Annotated in this window: 16 protein-coding genes; 9 read left to right on the top strand and 7 right to left on the bottom strand. The window is 34.4% G+C overall.

Annotation, left to right across the window (positions count from 1 at the left end; all coding sequences use genetic code 11):
* Positions 1-21: 21 nt before the first annotated feature.
* Positions 22-369, bottom strand: coding sequence for a winged helix-turn-helix transcriptional regulator (locus AC5LW9_RS07800; RefSeq protein WP_198228325.1), 348 nt, complete (start codon positions 367-369; stop codon positions 22-24).
* A gap of 114 nt (positions 370-483) precedes the next feature.
* Between AC5LW9_RS07800 and AC5LW9_RS07795 the strand changes: the two genes are divergently transcribed.
* The gene (locus tag AC5LW9_RS07795; protein ID WP_493455596.1) at positions 484-1,044 is read left to right on the top strand and encodes an NAD(P)H-dependent oxidoreductase; all 561 of its coding nucleotides are present in this window, start codon (positions 484-486) and stop codon (positions 1,042-1,044) included.
* 262 nt (positions 1,045-1,306) lie between these two features.
* Here the strand turns inward: AC5LW9_RS07795 and rnz are convergent, their stop codons facing one another.
* The 3 genes from rnz to AC5LW9_RS07780 all read right to left on the bottom strand — a co-directional run bounded on the left by rnz (position 1,307) and on the right by AC5LW9_RS07780 (position 3,050).
* Positions 1,307-2,224 carry a ribonuclease Z gene (gene rnz / locus AC5LW9_RS07790; protein WP_493455595.1) on the bottom strand — a complete coding sequence of 306 codons (918 nt, stop codon included), beginning with the start codon at positions 2,222-2,224 and terminating at the stop codon, positions 1,307-1,309.
* A 103-nt stretch (positions 2,225-2,327) separates the two neighbouring features.
* The gene (locus tag AC5LW9_RS07785; protein WP_493455594.1) at positions 2,328-2,762 is read right to left on the bottom strand and encodes a lysozyme inhibitor LprI family protein; all 435 of its coding nucleotides are present in this window, start codon (positions 2,760-2,762) and stop codon (positions 2,328-2,330) included.
* A 60-nt stretch (positions 2,763-2,822) separates the two neighbouring features.
* Positions 2,823-3,050 (bottom strand): YccJ family protein, encoded by a 228-nt coding sequence (locus tag AC5LW9_RS07780; RefSeq protein WP_025315495.1) that lies wholly within the window; start codon positions 3,048-3,050, stop codon positions 2,823-2,825.
* A gap of 73 nt (positions 3,051-3,123) precedes the next feature.
* Here AC5LW9_RS07780 and yaaA point away from each other — a divergent pair, with 73 nt between their 5' ends.
* Positions 3,124-3,897, top strand: coding sequence for a peroxide stress protein YaaA (gene yaaA, locus AC5LW9_RS07775; RefSeq protein WP_493455593.1), 774 nt, complete (start codon positions 3,124-3,126; stop codon positions 3,895-3,897).
* A 19-nt stretch (positions 3,898-3,916) separates the two neighbouring features.
* Positions 3,917-4,864 (top strand): AEC family transporter, encoded by a 948-nt coding sequence (locus AC5LW9_RS07770; RefSeq protein ID WP_493455592.1) that lies wholly within the window; start codon positions 3,917-3,919, stop codon positions 4,862-4,864.
* On the opposite strand, the gene AC5LW9_RS07765 is transcribed toward AC5LW9_RS07770, so the two are convergent.
* Positions 4,861-5,718, bottom strand: a complete 858-nt coding sequence (locus tag AC5LW9_RS07765) for a carboxylate/amino acid/amine transporter (protein ID WP_493455591.1) — start codon at positions 5,716-5,718, stop codon at positions 4,861-4,863. The genes AC5LW9_RS07770 and AC5LW9_RS07765 overlap by 4 nt on opposite strands.
* A 318-nt stretch (positions 5,719-6,036) precedes the next feature.
* Here AC5LW9_RS07765 and AC5LW9_RS07760 point away from each other — a divergent pair, with 318 nt between their 5' ends.
* Positions 6,037-7,656, top strand: coding sequence for an ABC-F family ATPase (locus AC5LW9_RS07760; protein ID WP_493455590.1), 1,620 nt, complete (start codon positions 6,037-6,039; stop codon positions 7,654-7,656).
* Between the two features lie 68 nt (positions 7,657-7,724).
* Here AC5LW9_RS07760 and AC5LW9_RS07755 read toward each other — a convergent pair whose 3' ends face one another.
* Together AC5LW9_RS07755 and rhlE are read right to left on the bottom strand one after the other, a co-directional pair.
* Positions 7,725-8,066 (bottom strand): YggL family protein, encoded by a 342-nt coding sequence (locus AC5LW9_RS07755; protein ID WP_493455589.1) that lies wholly within the window; start codon positions 8,064-8,066, stop codon positions 7,725-7,727.
* 26 nt (positions 8,067-8,092) lie between these two features.
* Positions 8,093-9,397 (bottom strand): ATP-dependent RNA helicase RhlE, encoded by a 1,305-nt coding sequence (gene rhlE, locus AC5LW9_RS07750; RefSeq protein WP_493455588.1) that lies wholly within the window; start codon positions 9,395-9,397, stop codon positions 8,093-8,095.
* A gap of 277 nt (positions 9,398-9,674) precedes the next feature.
* Here rhlE and nikA point away from each other — a divergent pair, with 277 nt between their 5' ends.
* The 5 genes from nikA to AC5LW9_RS07725 are packed head-to-tail and all read left to right on the top strand — an operon-like array spanning position 9,675 to position 14,659.
* Positions 9,675-11,240: a nickel ABC transporter substrate-binding protein gene (gene nikA, locus AC5LW9_RS07745; RefSeq protein ID WP_493455587.1), complete on the top strand. Its 1,566-nt coding sequence runs from the start codon at positions 9,675-9,677 to the stop codon at positions 11,238-11,240.
* Positions 11,241-11,263: 23 nt separating this feature from the next.
* Positions 11,264-12,208, top strand: coding sequence for a nickel/cobalt ABC transporter permease (gene opp1B, locus AC5LW9_RS07740; RefSeq protein ID WP_493455586.1), 945 nt, complete (start codon positions 11,264-11,266; stop codon positions 12,206-12,208).
* Positions 12,205-13,035 (top strand): nickel/cobalt ABC transporter permease, encoded by an 831-nt coding sequence (gene opp1C, locus AC5LW9_RS07735; protein ID WP_493455585.1) that lies wholly within the window; start codon positions 12,205-12,207, stop codon positions 13,033-13,035. The genes opp1B and opp1C overlap by 4 nt, the downstream gene beginning before the upstream one ends.
* Positions 13,032-13,880 carry an ABC transporter ATP-binding protein gene (locus AC5LW9_RS07730; protein WP_493455584.1) on the top strand — a complete coding sequence of 283 codons (849 nt, stop codon included), beginning with the start codon at positions 13,032-13,034 and terminating at the stop codon, positions 13,878-13,880. The genes opp1C and AC5LW9_RS07730 overlap by 4 nt, the downstream gene beginning before the upstream one ends.
* Positions 13,880-14,659 (top strand): ABC transporter ATP-binding protein, encoded by a 780-nt coding sequence (locus tag AC5LW9_RS07725; RefSeq protein ID WP_493455583.1) that lies wholly within the window; start codon positions 13,880-13,882, stop codon positions 14,657-14,659. The genes AC5LW9_RS07730 and AC5LW9_RS07725 overlap by 1 nt, the downstream gene beginning before the upstream one ends.
* Position 14,660 lies beyond the last annotated feature (1 nt).

The following is a 14,660-nucleotide window of genomic DNA, read 5'->3' as shown; positions in this document are numbered from 1 at the left end:
GGCGAATAAAGTTTTTTCAGATTATGATAATGGGTCATCTTTATGATTATTTCCCCATTGGCAAAGCATATCTAAAATAGGAACTAAAGATTTACCTCTTTCTAATAACCCATATTCCACTTTAGGCGGAATTTGCGGATATTCTTTTCTAAAAATTAATTTATCTTTTTCCATCTCTTTTAGGGTATTACTCAGTGTTTTAAAAGAAATATTATTAATGCTTCGTTTAAGTTGATTAAATCGCATTGTTGGCTGATTCTCGTTTAACCAATAAAGAATCACAATCTTATACTTACCTCGAATCATTGAGAGTGTGTAATTAAATCCACTATTCTCAAAATGCTCTTCGGCACAATGATGATTTTCCATGTTGACACTTTCCATAAAGATAGTACATAACGGTAATTACCGTACTTTAAAATTAATCGTATTAATATTAGTATGACTTAATTATTGATAATAATATAGAAGGAATATTTTACAATGAAACGCACTTTAGTGATTGTTGCTCATCCTGACTTAGCCTCTTCAAGTGTTAACCGATGTTGGATTAATAGATTAAATCAGTATCATGAACAAGTAACCATACATGATTTATATTCTTACTATCCCTCTTTTAAAATAGACTCTAGTTTCGAACAAAACTTAATTGAAAATCATCAAAATTTAGTAATTCAATTTCCGATATATTGGTTTAATTGTCCACCATTATTAAAACAATGGTTGGATGAAGTTTTCACCTATGGATGGGCATTTGGTGCCTTGGGCGATAAATTAAGAAGTAAAAAAGTAGGTTTAGCGGTTTCGGCAGGTATAAAGAAAGCGGACTATTCTAAAACCGGACATTATAAATATACACTTGAGCAAATTCTCAGCCCTTTTGAATTAACAATAAATTACGTTCAGGCTGATTATCAGCCCATTTTTGCAATTTATGGCGCAAATAATGAGCCAGACTATCCAGATAAAATTACACAAAAAGATATCGATAAAAGTGCAGATGATTATGTGAATTGGATGAAAAAATTAGGAATGCTAATTTAAAATAGATCATTAAAGTTCATTCATGCTTATTACTAAATAAATCTACTATGGCTAAAAAGTTAATAAATATACGGCATATTTATTAATTTTTTCTAATGTAATTGGTATTTAATGATTTTATTCTGAATAAAAAATAAAACGGTATAGACTCCTGAATATTTTTCACAAAAATCTATAATTTTTAGGCTCAATTAGCTTTTCTTGCAAAATTTTATTGCTGACTGAAATATCAGCAAACTAGCCGATAATGTCGGCATATTTTTTATATTTGGAACGTGGCAAAATCAGTTGCGATTTCAGTATGGTTAAAAATGTTCTTAGCCTCATTAACTAATTTGGCATTGTCATTAAGGGAATATCGAGGGCTTATATGCGTCATAATCAATCTTTTAACATTGGCTTGTTTAGCAATCATCGCCGCATGAACAGTAGTAGAATGACCTCGCTCAATTGCTTTTTGTTCTAATGCATCTTCTTGCGTTGCTTCATGGACAAGTACATCAACATCTTTAGCTAATTCAATTGAAGCATCACAAGGTATTGTATCACCTAAAATAGCCAATTTTTTCCCTTGCTTAAAATCACCAAGATAATTACGACCATCAATGACACGACCATCAGCTAGTGTTACTGTTTTACCTTCTTTTAAATAGGCATAATGTGAACCCGCATTAATATTATCTTGCTGTAATTTGTTGATATCTAAGATAGGTGGCAAATCCCTTTTCACAACACGATAACCAAAACAAGGTACTCGATGCGCTAATAATTTGGCTTCAACCCGAAATTTAGTATCTTCAAATACTAAACTATCTTGCTCAAGTTCAATAATGTTTAAAGGATAAGTTAGCCAAGAATAACTAATATCAATCACAGTTTGAATAAATTGTTTGATACCTTTGGGGCCAACCAAAGTTAGTTCTGATTGATTTTGGATTAATGAACGTGTAGTTAAAACACCCGGTAAACCAAACAGATGATCACCATGTAAATGTGTTATAAAAATTATCTCTAATTTGGCTAAGCTAAATTTTGCTTTCTGCATTTGCATTTGAGTTGCCTCACCACAATCAAAAAGCCATAATCGCCCTCTCTCTTGTCGGAGATCGAGCATAATACTACTTACATTCCGCTCAGCGGTTGGTAAACCTGCGCTTGTTCCTAAAAAAGTTAATTTCATAACTATATCAATCTGTTGTTGGATGTCTTATTACATACTGAGAATAACAATACCTAACTTTATTTAGATACAATAAGTAAAAAAAATTCTATAACAGTTACCATCAATTAGACCGATATAGATCAAGTTGTTTTGCTCGTTGAAAATTTAGTTCGGCTAGACAAGAGAATTTATACATATTTAGAGCATTACCAATTGCTCCGCCCCCTAACGAATAAGCAAAGTCACACTGTAAATCACGATATTTAATAAATTCTTTATTAGCTTTTTTAAGTTTATTTTTTGCAATTACGATATACTCTTTGTCTTCATCCCAATTTGAAAGTGCATTAAAAAAATTCTGCTGCGATTTATCTAACTCAGCTTGACTGGTATGAAAAATTTCTTCTAAACATTCAGTCAGTTCTGCTTCTGAAAGAGTATTATTACTACAATAAAGCCGTAATTCATATTGATTTAAATTAGCGTATTTTGAATCAGCAAAAACAGATAATGGTGTAATAATAATAAATATAATCATTAATTTTATTATTTTCATAAAAATTAAACATCCTGTAGATAACAAAAATTTATTTAAAATCGTGATTTATGTCATAAATCAAACGTTTTTACGTTCGATAGTTTGCTCACCCCAAAAGAGCTTATCTGCTTTGGTTTTAGCAAAAGCGAGTTTTAATACTTCATCGCTTCCTTCTTCCCAAATCTGTTCTGCTAGTTTTTCATCATCATTAGCTAATTCAAAAATAGCTTCGGCAATCTCAATAGAAGTTTCACGAACACTGGCCCAAGAACGAATATCATGTATATCTTTTTTGGTTGGATTCATTTTATCACTCCTCTTTTGGTTGATTAGGTGTAAAATAACCCCAAACTATGCAAATTACAATAGGCAATCGCTTATGCTAACGATTATTTCTCCTTCTAAAACGCTTGATTATCAAAGCCCATTAATAACTAAAAAATATACTTTGCCACAATTTATTTCGTATTCAGAAAAACTCATCACAGATTGTAAAAAATTAACGGTTGATGATTTGGCTAAACTGATGTCCATCAGTCCTAAATTAGCTGAGATAAATCATGAACGTTTCCAAAATTGGCATTCTGATTTTAATTTAAATAATGCAAGACAAGCGATATTAGCTTTTAAAGGGGATGTTTATGAGGGGCTTAATGTAGAAGATTTTAATGATAATGATCTTCAATTTGCTCAATCACATTTACGAATTCTATCTGGACTGTATGGTGTATTAAGACCGCTTGACCTAATACAACCTTACCGTTTAGAAATGGGCATACGTTTAAAAAATGGCAATAACAGTAATCTTTATCAATTTTGGGGCGATCATCTAACCGATCATCTCAATAAAGAACTCAGCAAATCCACTCATCCGACTTTAATCAATTTAGCGTCAAATGAATATTTTAAAGCCATTAAAGCTAAACAGTTGAAAGCGACAATTATTCAGCCCATTTTTTTAGATCAAAGCAAAGGCGAATATAAAGTTATTAGCTTTTACGCCAAAAAAGCGCGTGGGCTTATGAGCCGCTATATTATAAAAAATGGCATTGATAAGAGTAATGATATTAAAGATTTTAATCTTTCTGGTTATCAATTTGACTCGAAACGGTCAACTGAATTAGATTGGTACTTTATTCGTAATCACCAATAAAATAATCTCTATGAATTTTTTGATAACATTATGGGCACAGTTTTTATCTACTCTACCCTTATTTATTTTAATATTGCTTGGATTTTTAGCTGTAAAGTTAGGTCGATGGCAAAAAACGGTAACGGATAGTTTAACTAAATTTACCTTTTATATTGCATTTCCAATAATGCTATTTCAGATAATGAGTCACTTTTCTGAGCAGTCAGAAATTGATATCAAACTGTTATTGGTATTTTTTGGTGGTTCATTTATCGTATTTGCTATTGGTTGCTTAATTGCATCGAAAATATTCAAATTAAATGGTTCTCAAAGCACTTTATTTGCAATGGGAGGCATCTACACGAATACTGTCTTTGTTGGTATCCCAATTATAAAAATGTTGCTCGGCGATCAAGCTATTCCCATTGTTGCCATCATTGTTATATTTAATGCATTAATATTGTGGACGTTAGCAACCGTATCAATTGAGTTTGTACAAATGGGTAAACTCTCGGGGCGTAGCTTTATAAAGGCACTAAAAAATGTATCAAAAAACCCGATTATTATTGGTATTTTCACAGGAATTGCCGTCAATTATATCGGTTTACCAATACCCAATTTTATTAATCAGTCAACAAAAATGGTCAGTGATATGACCGCACCTTTATCTCTTATTGTATTAGGTATGGGACTTGCGGAATATAAAATCCGCGACCAGTTTTTAATTACTGGTTCGATCTGTATTTTAAAATTAGCGATTTTACCGATTGTAACCTATATAGTTGGCAAACTTTTAGGATTACCGACTTTAGAGTTACAAGTTGTCGTATTATTAAGTTCGGTATCTATTGCCATCAATTGTTATATGATGGCAAGACAATTTGAGGTATTGCAAGGCCCTATTGCATCAAGTTTACTAATATCAACGGCATTATCATCTGTAACAACACCATTGATATTATCCATCATGACCCATTTACCTTATTAGTTAGAAGAACGATTTTTAATTTTGTAGTGTAGGATTAATGCTAAAATAATGACTACACTACCTAATATAAAACGCCCCCAATCAAGCGACTGATGCCAAATCACTACATTAACAATAATGCCAGTTGGAATGACCACATTATTCATAATTGCTAATGTTCCTGAATCGACTTTAGTCGCACCATAATTCCATAAAAAATAACATAATCCAGAAGCAATTACGCCAAGCCAAATAATAATGCCCCATTGTACATTAGTAGTTGGCAATTTGGATGCATCACCAAATAATAGCCAACCTATTGTTGCAACAATGACTGCACCTAAATAGACCCATGCAAAAGCTTGATGTTGTGGTAATGGATAAACTTCCATAATTCTTTTATAACCAACCTGCCCTAAAGCAAAAACGATATTGGCTCCCTGAATTAATAAAAATCCAATGATAAAATTTGTACTAATATGGTCATAACGAATAATAGCCGCTCCGATTACGGCTATAATGGCAGTAAAAAGATAACTCAACCGTAACGGATGATGTTGCAATAAATCATAAATAACCGTGACGTAAATCGGTGTAAAAATAGTAAACAGCAACACTTCAGGCACTGAAATATATTGGAAAGAGTTATAATAAAAAAAGTACATGATACCTAATTGACAAGCCCCAACGCCCATTAAAAGTAACATCGTGTTTAGTTGAATGTTTCTAAAACGTAAAAAAGGCAGAAAAGTAATAAAGGCAAGTAAAACACGCATTACAACCGCAAACCAAGTATCAACCTGTCCACTTAAATAGACCGCTATAAAACTAAACGAGAATGACCAGACCAAAGTCACAAAGATAAGATAAAACATAATAAAATGAGTTAAATAGTAATAAATAGGCACGCATCGTAACAATTCATCTATCAGTTGTAAACCTTTTGAAATATAAATTGATTACAATGGTTAAAAGGGTTAATTACTCTATCCATCTATTTATTCATTATTTTTTTAATATAGATATTAATAATTTGTAATATCAATAAATCCTACCTTAAAACATAATCGCCTAACGGATAACTGATACAGTTAAAAAATGAAAGATCCTCAAAAAAGGCATTTTATGGCATAATGTGCGCCAAATTACATTTCAACTATTTTGCTTAAAGAGATAGATATCTTTAAAGCAAAATGTATTTAAAGCGAGAGAAAAGTTTAGTGTTAAGTACAAATAACATCACGATGCAATTTGGCAGTAAACCTTTATTTGAAAACATATCTGTTAAATTTGGCAATGGTAATCGTTATGGATTAATTGGCGCCAATGGAAGTGGCAAATCAACTTTTATGAAGATTCTTGGTGGTGATTTAGTACCAACATCAGGAAATGTTGCATTAGATCCACATGAGAGATTAGGTAAATTACGCCAAGACCAATTTGCTTTTGAAGAATATACTGTTCTTGATACTGTAATTATGGGACATACTGAATTATGGCAAATCAAGCAAGAACGTGATCGCATTTATGGACTTCCAGAAATGAGCGAAGAGGATGGGTTTAAAGTCGCCGATTTAGAAACTCAATACGCCGAAATGGATGGTTACAGTGCTGAAGCGCGTGCGGGTGAATTATTGCTAGGAGTCGGTATTCCAATTGAGCAACATTATGGATTAATGAGTGAAATCGCGCCCGGTTGGAAATTACGAGTACTTTTAGCCCAAGCTCTGTTTTCTAATCCGGATATCTTATTATTAGATGAACCGACCAATAACTTGGATATTGATACCATTCGTTGGTTGGAAGATACCTTAAATGAACGCGAAAGCACCATGATCATCATTTCGCATGACAGACACTTTTTAAATATGGTCTGTACTCATATGGCGGATATGGATTATGGCGAGCTTCGAATCTATCCAGGTAACTACGATGACTATATGACTGCATCTACGCAAGCTAGAGAACGTTTATTAGCCGACAATGCCAAGAAAAAAGCTCAAATTAGTGAGTTGCAATCTTTTGTCAGTCGTTTTAGTGCGAATGCATCAAAATCCAAACAAGCGACTTCTCGGGCAAGACAAATTGAAAAAATTAAACTTGAAGAAGTTAAAGCATCAAGCCGACAAAATCCATTTATTCGTTTTGAGCAGGACAAAAAATTATTCCGTAATGCTCTAGTTGTTGAAAACTTAACTAAAGGATTTGATAACGGACCACTATTTAAAAATCTAAATTTAATGGTCGAAGTCGGCGAAAAAGTGGCTATTTTAGGGACGAATGGTATTGGTAAAACAACTTTATTAAAAACCTTAATGGGCGAACTAACACCAGAACAAGGTGATATTAAATGGTCTGAAAATGCCAATATTGGTTATTATGCCCAAGATCACGAATATGAATTTGAACAAAATCTAACTGTGTTTGATTGGATGAGTCAATGGAAACAGCCAACCGATGATGAGCAAGCCGTACGCAGTATTTTAGGTCGCTTATTATTTTCACAAGATGACATTAAAAAACAAGTTAAAGTCCTCTCTGGTGGTGAAAAAGGACGTATGCTATTTGGTAAATTAATGATGCAACGTCCAAATATTATTGTGATGGATGAACCGACTAACCATTTGGATATGGAGTCGATTGAATCATTGAATATGGCATTAGAGCTTTATCAAGGAACGCTATTTTTTGTATCACATGACCGTGAATTTGTTAGCTCACTTGCTACTCGGATTGTCGAAATCACCCCAGAAAAAGTGATTGATTATACCGGTAATTATGAGGATTACCTGCGTAGCCAAGGAATTGAGTAAAGCAAAGGTATCTTATCTTTCAATAAAAATAGCCACATTGGTGGCTATTTTTATTAAATATTTAGAAATTAGAAATCTAATTCATCCCACCAAATATCAATTAATTCGCTGGTTTTGACATTTTTTAAGCCGTGACTTTCAAGCCATTTAGTGACAACATCACGATTTTCTTCGCTGCAATTGCCCAATTTTTGAGTGCAGATGATGCCTTTCCAGCTTAAATAACCACTTCCTTCATAGGCCAAACCATTTGCTTGTATTGCTTCAACAATAAATTGATCAACGACATTATCAATGGTTTTTTCACTGATCCCTTCGTCAAATGACCAACTTACCGTGAAACCTAACTCTTTAAATTCTTCAATATGTAATTTTTTTCTTAAACGACGACTGCGATTAACCTTAGCCATAATAATATCCTTCTACTGTAGATAATTTAGTTCGTTTTAGAATATGTATGATGACTAGATTGCTTCATACTATTCTGGTTATTTTTAGAAGTTCGCGTTTTATCAACACGTCTTCTTTTTGCTGGAGCACGCTTTGCTGTCGCTTTTTTTACAGGCTCCGCTTTAATTCTAGGATCAACTTCGAATCCCGGAGTAAAAATTTCTGGAATCGATTTTTTAATCAATTTTTCAATTGATTTTAATTGAGCAAGTTCATCAATACAAACTAAAGATATCGCCTGCCCTTGATTTTGTGCTCGCCCTGTTCTACCAATACGATGCACATAATCTTCTGCCACTTGTGGTAGTTCATAATTGACAACGTAAGGCAATAGTTCAATATCTAAACCTCTAGCCGCAATATCGGTTGCCACCAACGCTCTAATTTGACCATTTTTAAAATCCGCTAAAGCTTTAGTTCTAGCGCCTTGGCTTTTATTGCCATGAATCGCTGAAGCTCTAATGCCATCTTTGGTTAGCTGTTCAGCAAGATGGTTAGCTCCGTATTTGGTTCTGGTAAAAATCAATACCTGCTGCCATTGATTTTTACCAATTAAATAAGAGAGCAATTCACGTTTACGACGCTTATCTACCCGATGCACATACTGGGTAATTTGTTCTGATGCAGTATTCGTTTTTGCCACAGCAACAGATTCAGGTGATTTTAAAATGGTTTGTGCTAACGCTTTTATCTCATCTGAAAAAGTCGCCGAAAACATTAAATTTTGACGTTTTTTTGGTAATTTAGCAATCACACGCCGAATATCATGAATAAAACCCATATCTAACATACGATCGGCTTCATCCAATACTAACACTTTAACCGACGACAGATCCACTGCGTTTTGATGCACCAAATCGAGTAAACGACCGGGAGTTGCAATTAAAATATCGACCCCTCCGCGTAGTTTCATCATTTGAGGATTAATGCTTACGCCACCAAACACCACTAAAGACCGAATTGGTAAATATCGGCTATAGTCACGAATATTTTCGCCAATTTGAGCAGCCAATTCACGTGTTGGGGCTAAGATCAAAGCATATAATCGACGTTTACCTTTTTTAGGTTGAGACTGATTGCTTGCCTTTGCTTGCTGTTCAACTAATTTCTGCAAAATGGGTAAGCCAAAGCCAGCTGTCTTGCCTGTACCTGTTTGAGCACTGGCCATCAAATCTTTACCTGATAAAATAACTGGGATAGCTTGTTGTTGAATGGGTGTGGGTTGGGTGTAGTTTTGTTCGTGGATTGCTTTTAAAATCTCGGCATCTAAGCCAAGAGAGTCAAATGACATGTATTGATTCCTAAAATAAACGAAAAATGAATAATCATAGGCATTATAAAGTAATTTGATAATAATTGTTTTATTATTTTCCCTTTTCAACGCGAGTCTTAATGAATGTTAATATTTAGTAAGATTAACCCCATAAAATGTGGTATTATTTGTTAATTGAATATAAATATACGCATTCTGTCTGTTTTTAAATCACCCTACTTAAATGATATTGATTATCATTCTCATTTGTTGTATCATCCGCCTCCCCTGACAATAATTATTTCATGGAATAGGTATGTCTTTTAATTTCCCTCATTTAAAAAAAATACTCATCATTCTAATTTTAAGCAGCTTTAGTCTTAACTGTTTTGCTAAAGATGATATTACTTTCGCCAATTTTCGTGATATTCGTGATTTGAATCCGCATTTATACTCTGGTGAAATGTGGGCGCAAAATATGTTGTATGAATCATTAGTTCACTATAACGAAGACGGTACTTTTTCGCCTTGGCTCGCGGAAAGCTGGACTATCAGTAACGACGGCAAAACTTACACGTTTAAACTTAGAAAAGATGTTACATTTAGTGACGGCGTAAAATTTGATGCGCACAGTGCAAAACTGAATTGGGATGCCGTGTTATCAAATAAAGTCCGTCACACTTGGTTAGAAATGGTGCGCTTAATTACTGAAGTGAAAGCGGTAGATGATTATACGCTACAAGTTAACCTTTCTGAACCTTACTACCCTTTCATGATTGAGATTGCCGTAACTCGTCCAATGCGTTTTATTTCACCTAACTCTATGATCGACGGCGAAACTAAAAATGGGGTTAAGTCTTACATTGGTACTGGCCCGTATGTTTTAGGTGATCATAAGAAAGATCAATATGCAGTATTTAACGCAAATCCAACTTATTGGGGAACAAAACCAATCCTAAAAAGAGTGACGATGAAAGTTATCGCGGATAATCAAAGTCGACTAATGGCATTGGAAAAAGGCGAAATCGATCTGATTTATGGTAAAAATATGGTTGATGCTGATTCGTTTGAACGTTTTTCTACCATGGATAAGTTTCAAACCTTAATGTCTAAACCAGTTTCAAGCCGAATTGTTCTAATGAATACGACCCGAAGCCAACTTAGCGATGTGAATGTGCGCCAAGCAATTGAACATATCATCAGTAAAAAAGATATCTCAGAGGGTATTTTCAATAACAGTGAAGCGCCTGCTGATACATTAATGGCAACCAATATTCCTTATGCTAACCTTGGTTTAAAACCTTATGTATATGACACTAAACTAGCCGAAACCCTACTTGATAAAGCCGGCTGGGTAAAAGTTAAAGGTCAAGATTATCGTCAAAAAGACGGTAAGCCTTTTGAAATTACCTTATATTACGACAGTAATACCGCCTCCCAAAAAACGATTGCCCAATATATGCAAGATGAATTTGAGCAAGTCGGATTAAAGCTTAATATTCATGGTGAAGAAGAACAAGGTTATCGTGATCGCCAAAAAGCCGGTGATTTTGATATGGTGTTTGATATCTCATGGGGTACGCCATATGATCCACAATCATTTTTATCAGGGATGAAACTACCTGTATATGGTGATTACATGGCACAACAAGGTTTAAAAGAAAAATCACAAATTGATGCAAGTATCAGTAAAGCATTAATTTCAACGGATGAAAAAGAGCGACAAGATCTATTCCGTTATGTGTTAGAAACTTTACATAATGAAGCGGTTTATATTCCGCTGACTTATGAGCGTAATCGTGCGATTGCGGTTAAATCTTTAAAAGGAATTGAGTTCGCCCCTTCTCAATTTGATATTCCATTTGAGAAAATGTATTTTTAAAAGACTAATATTATTGACCAATAATGTTAAATTATATTATTAAACGTTTAACGATGATGATACCGATATTATTCGGTATCTCTTTTATCGCTTTTTTGCTTATCAATCTCGCTCCTTCTGATCCTGCTGAAGTTGCATTACGCTTAAACGAAATCATGCCAACCCCTGATGCTATTGAAAGTATGCGCCAAGAACTCGGATTAAATAAGCCTTTTTTGGAACGATATTTTATTTGGCTCTATGACGTTTTACATCTTGATTTTGGTCGTTCGTTTATTCATCGAGACAGGCTCGTTTGGGATGAGATAATTCGCAGCTTAATTCCCACATTAGTTTTAGCAATGTCGTCATTTGCATTTACCCTGATTATCAGTTTAATTTTAGGCGTGTTATGTGCAATTTTTGCTAATTCAGCTTTCGATCATATCGTTCGTATTATTATTTTTCTTGGCACGGCAATGCCGAGTTATTGGTTAGGTTTACTCTTTATTTGGCTGTTTGCCAATTATTTAGATTTACTGCCTACCAATGGTTATGGAACATGGCAAAATCTGATTCTACCAACCTTAACTTTATCGTTTGTTTATATCTCAACATATATCCGTTTTATTCGTAATAATATGTTAGAAAACATGCATAATTATTCGGTCTTTTATGCTCGCTGTCGAGGTTTGAAAGAAAAAACGATTATAGTTAAACATGTTTTAGTTAATTCACTGCATACGACTATCACCGCCTTAGGCATGACCATTCCGCAATTAATCGCTGGCTCTTTTGTTGTTGAATATATATTTTCTTGGCCGGGATTGGGTCGTTTATGTATCGCAGCGATTATGAATCGCGATTATCCGGTCATTCAAGCTTATATATTAATTATGGCTATTTTATTTGTGGTATGTAACTTTATTGTAGATGTTATTCATCAATGGCTAGATCCTCGATTACGTGATAATGGTGGTGCCATATGAATCTAACTAAGAAACTGATTAACAATAAAACGGCGTTAATTTGCCTGATCATCATCACCACAATGATTATTTTAGGCATATTAGCCCCTTATATTGCACCGTTTGATCCCAATAAAGTTCGCATCGTCCGTAAATATGCTGCAATATCGAGTGACCATTGGCTTGGATGTGATCATCTTGGTCGAGATATTTTTTCACGACTCCTGTACGGTATTCGCTCAACCCTATTCTTATCACTGTTAACTATGATCATTACCATAATCGTTGGGAGTGTCATCGGTCTTATTTCTGGTTATCAGCGAGGAAAACTTGACGAATGTATAATGCGCCTTTGTGACATTATGCTCTCATTTCCGAGCCAAGTGATGATTTTGGCGATTGTAGGGGTATTAGGCGTAGGTATTGAAAACGTCATTATTGCTAATATTGTCGTTAAATGGGCTTGGTACAGTCGTATGATTCGCAGTTCAGTGATCAAGTACAGTCGAAAAAATTATATTCTTTTTTCACGAGCCATTGGCGCACCACATTCTTTTATCATTTGTCGTCATTTATTGCCTAATATACTGTCAGAACTGGTTGTATTAGCAACGTTAGATACGGGTTGGGTAATCTTAAATATCTCGGCTTTGTCTTTTATTGGATTAGGCGTCCAAGCGCCTACCGCTGAATGGGGATTAATGTTAAGTGAAGCAAAAAATGTAATGACACAGCACCCGATGCAAATGGTCTTTCCGGGTATAACCATTTTAATCGTTGTGGCAGCATTTAATATGTTGGGTGATTGTTTACGAGATATTTTAGATCCAAAGGAAAAAACTGTATGAGTAGCCCATTGCTATCCGTAAAACAACTGACCGTTTCCCTTAATAAGGGGGATAAGCTACTCGATGATATATCGTTTACGGTCAATCATCATCAATGCTTAGGCATTGTTGGGGAAAGTGGCAGTGGCAAAAGTTTGACATGTAAAGCGATCATCGGCTTATTAGAATCCTACTTTAGCGTGACTGGGCAAATCCTGTTTAAACCCCAAAATGCTAATTTAGCATTCGATCTATTAAAACAGAATAAAAAGACGTTGAATCAAATGCGTGGTAGTGTCATTTCGATAATTTTACAACACCCAATGAGTGCTTTTGATCCACTTTATTGCATTGGTAAGCAAGTGGTCGAAACCCTGCAAGCGCATCTCATTATTAACAAAAACGATGCTATTGCTAAAACGATAGCGATGATTGAAAATATAGGGCTCGAAAAACCCAAAGAGATTTATAAAAAGTACCCGCATCAGTTAAGTGGTGGCATGTTACAGCGCATAATGATCGGTATGGCGTTAATGCTGGAGCCTGAACTTATTATTGCCGATGAACCCACAACGGCATTAGATTCAATTAGTCAGTTTTATATTTTAAAAATGCTTGAAAAGATCAAAACCAAAACGACCATGATCTTTATTTCTCACGATCTAGGTGTCATTCATCATATTGCCGATGAGATTATTGTGATGAATAAAGGAAAGATTGTTGAATCGGGCAGTCGTGATCAGATTTTTTATCATCCTAAACATGAATATACTCGTTATCTAATCGATACTCGCAAGCAATTATTAAATAAATTTAATGCAGTTGCTTATGCAAAGCATTTAAATTCCATCTCGGAGACAGTTTAATGCCACCGTTATTACAAATTACTAATGTTAAAAAGTCTTTTCTACAACCCAACCAAGGTTTGTTTCGCCATAAAAAAACGGCGGTTATTAAAGGAGTATCATTCGATTTAAAACAAGGTGAGTGTCTCGGCATTATTGGTGAGAGTGGTAGTGGTAAAAGTACATTAGGAAAGCTAATTTTAGGCTTAGAAAAACCTGACAGTGGCAAAATCTATTTTAATGGGCAAGATATTAGTACTCGTGCATGGAAAAAATCCGCCATGCGTAAAAATATCAGTGCAGTATTTCAAGATTATAATGCGTCTGTTAACCCCTATTTTACTGCTGCACAGATTATTGCTGAACCGCTTGATATTTATGAAAGGTTAGCTAAAAATGATCGAAAGCAGCGTATCAATGCTTTGTTAGAACAAGTAGGATTAGACAGCTCTTTTTATGAGCGGTTTTCACATGAAATGAGTGGTGGTCAATTACAGCGCGTCTGCATTGCAAGAGCTATAGCCTGCTCTCCTCAATTTATTTTATTTGATGAAGCAGTAAGCTCATTAGATATTTCGGTCCAAACCCAAATTTTAGAACTACTTGCCGATTTGCGAAAACAGCTAAATTTAACCAGTATTTTTATTACGCATGATCTAACCACAATTACTTACCTTTGTGATAAAATTGCCTTTTTTTATAAAGGTGAAATCGTTGAATACATTGATAAAATAGAACAATTAAGTCAAGTTAAAAATCCTTATTCTAAACAGTTACTTGAATCAATTTTAGGTTTTTAAA

It is taken from the genome of Gilliamella sp. LMG 34360 (genome assembly GCF_984568995.1).
This window is presented reverse-complemented; position numbering and strand designations above follow the sequence as displayed.

Bases quoted from the DNA above. Each gene is read 5' to 3' on its own strand.
- AC5LW9_RS07785 (WP_493455594.1), bottom strand. From the start codon at position 2,762: ATGAAAATAATAAAATTAATGATTATATTTATTATTATTACACCATTA.
- AC5LW9_RS07755 (WP_493455589.1), bottom strand. From the start codon at position 8,066: ATGGCTAAGGTTAATCGCAGTCGTCGTTTAAGAAAAAAATTACATATT.
- AC5LW9_RS07780 (WP_025315495.1), bottom strand. From the start codon at position 3,050: ATGAATCCAACCAAAAAAGATATACATGATATTCGTTCTTGGGCCAGT.
- opp1B (WP_493455586.1), top strand. From the start codon at position 11,264: ATGTTAAATTATATTATTAAACGTTTAACGATGATGATACCGATATTA.
- AC5LW9_RS07800 (WP_198228325.1), bottom strand. From the start codon at position 369: ATGGAAAATCATCATTGTGCCGAAGAGCATTTTGAGAATAGTGGATTT.
- rhlE (WP_493455588.1), bottom strand. From the start codon at position 9,397: ATGTCATTTGACTCTCTTGGCTTAGATGCCGAGATTTTAAAAGCAATC.
- AC5LW9_RS07730 (WP_493455584.1), top strand. From the start codon at position 13,032: ATGAGTAGCCCATTGCTATCCGTAAAACAACTGACCGTTTCCCTTAAT.
- AC5LW9_RS07725 (WP_493455583.1), top strand. From the start codon at position 13,880: ATGCCACCGTTATTACAAATTACTAATGTTAAAAAGTCTTTTCTACAA.
- AC5LW9_RS07760 (WP_493455590.1), top strand. From the start codon at position 6,037: ATGTATTTAAAGCGAGAGAAAAGTTTAGTGTTAAGTACAAATAACATC.
- rnz (WP_493455595.1), bottom strand. From the start codon at position 2,224: ATGAAATTAACTTTTTTAGGAACAAGCGCAGGTTTACCAACCGCTGAG.
- yaaA (WP_493455593.1), top strand. From the start codon at position 3,124: ATGCTAACGATTATTTCTCCTTCTAAAACGCTTGATTATCAAAGCCCA.
- nikA (WP_493455587.1), top strand. From the start codon at position 9,675: ATGTCTTTTAATTTCCCTCATTTAAAAAAAATACTCATCATTCTAATT.
- AC5LW9_RS07765 (WP_493455591.1), bottom strand. From the start codon at position 5,718: ATGTTTTATCTTATCTTTGTGACTTTGGTCTGGTCATTCTCGTTTAGT.
- opp1C (WP_493455585.1), top strand. From the start codon at position 12,205: ATGAATCTAACTAAGAAACTGATTAACAATAAAACGGCGTTAATTTGC.
- AC5LW9_RS07795 (WP_493455596.1), top strand. From the start codon at position 484: ATGAAACGCACTTTAGTGATTGTTGCTCATCCTGACTTAGCCTCTTCA.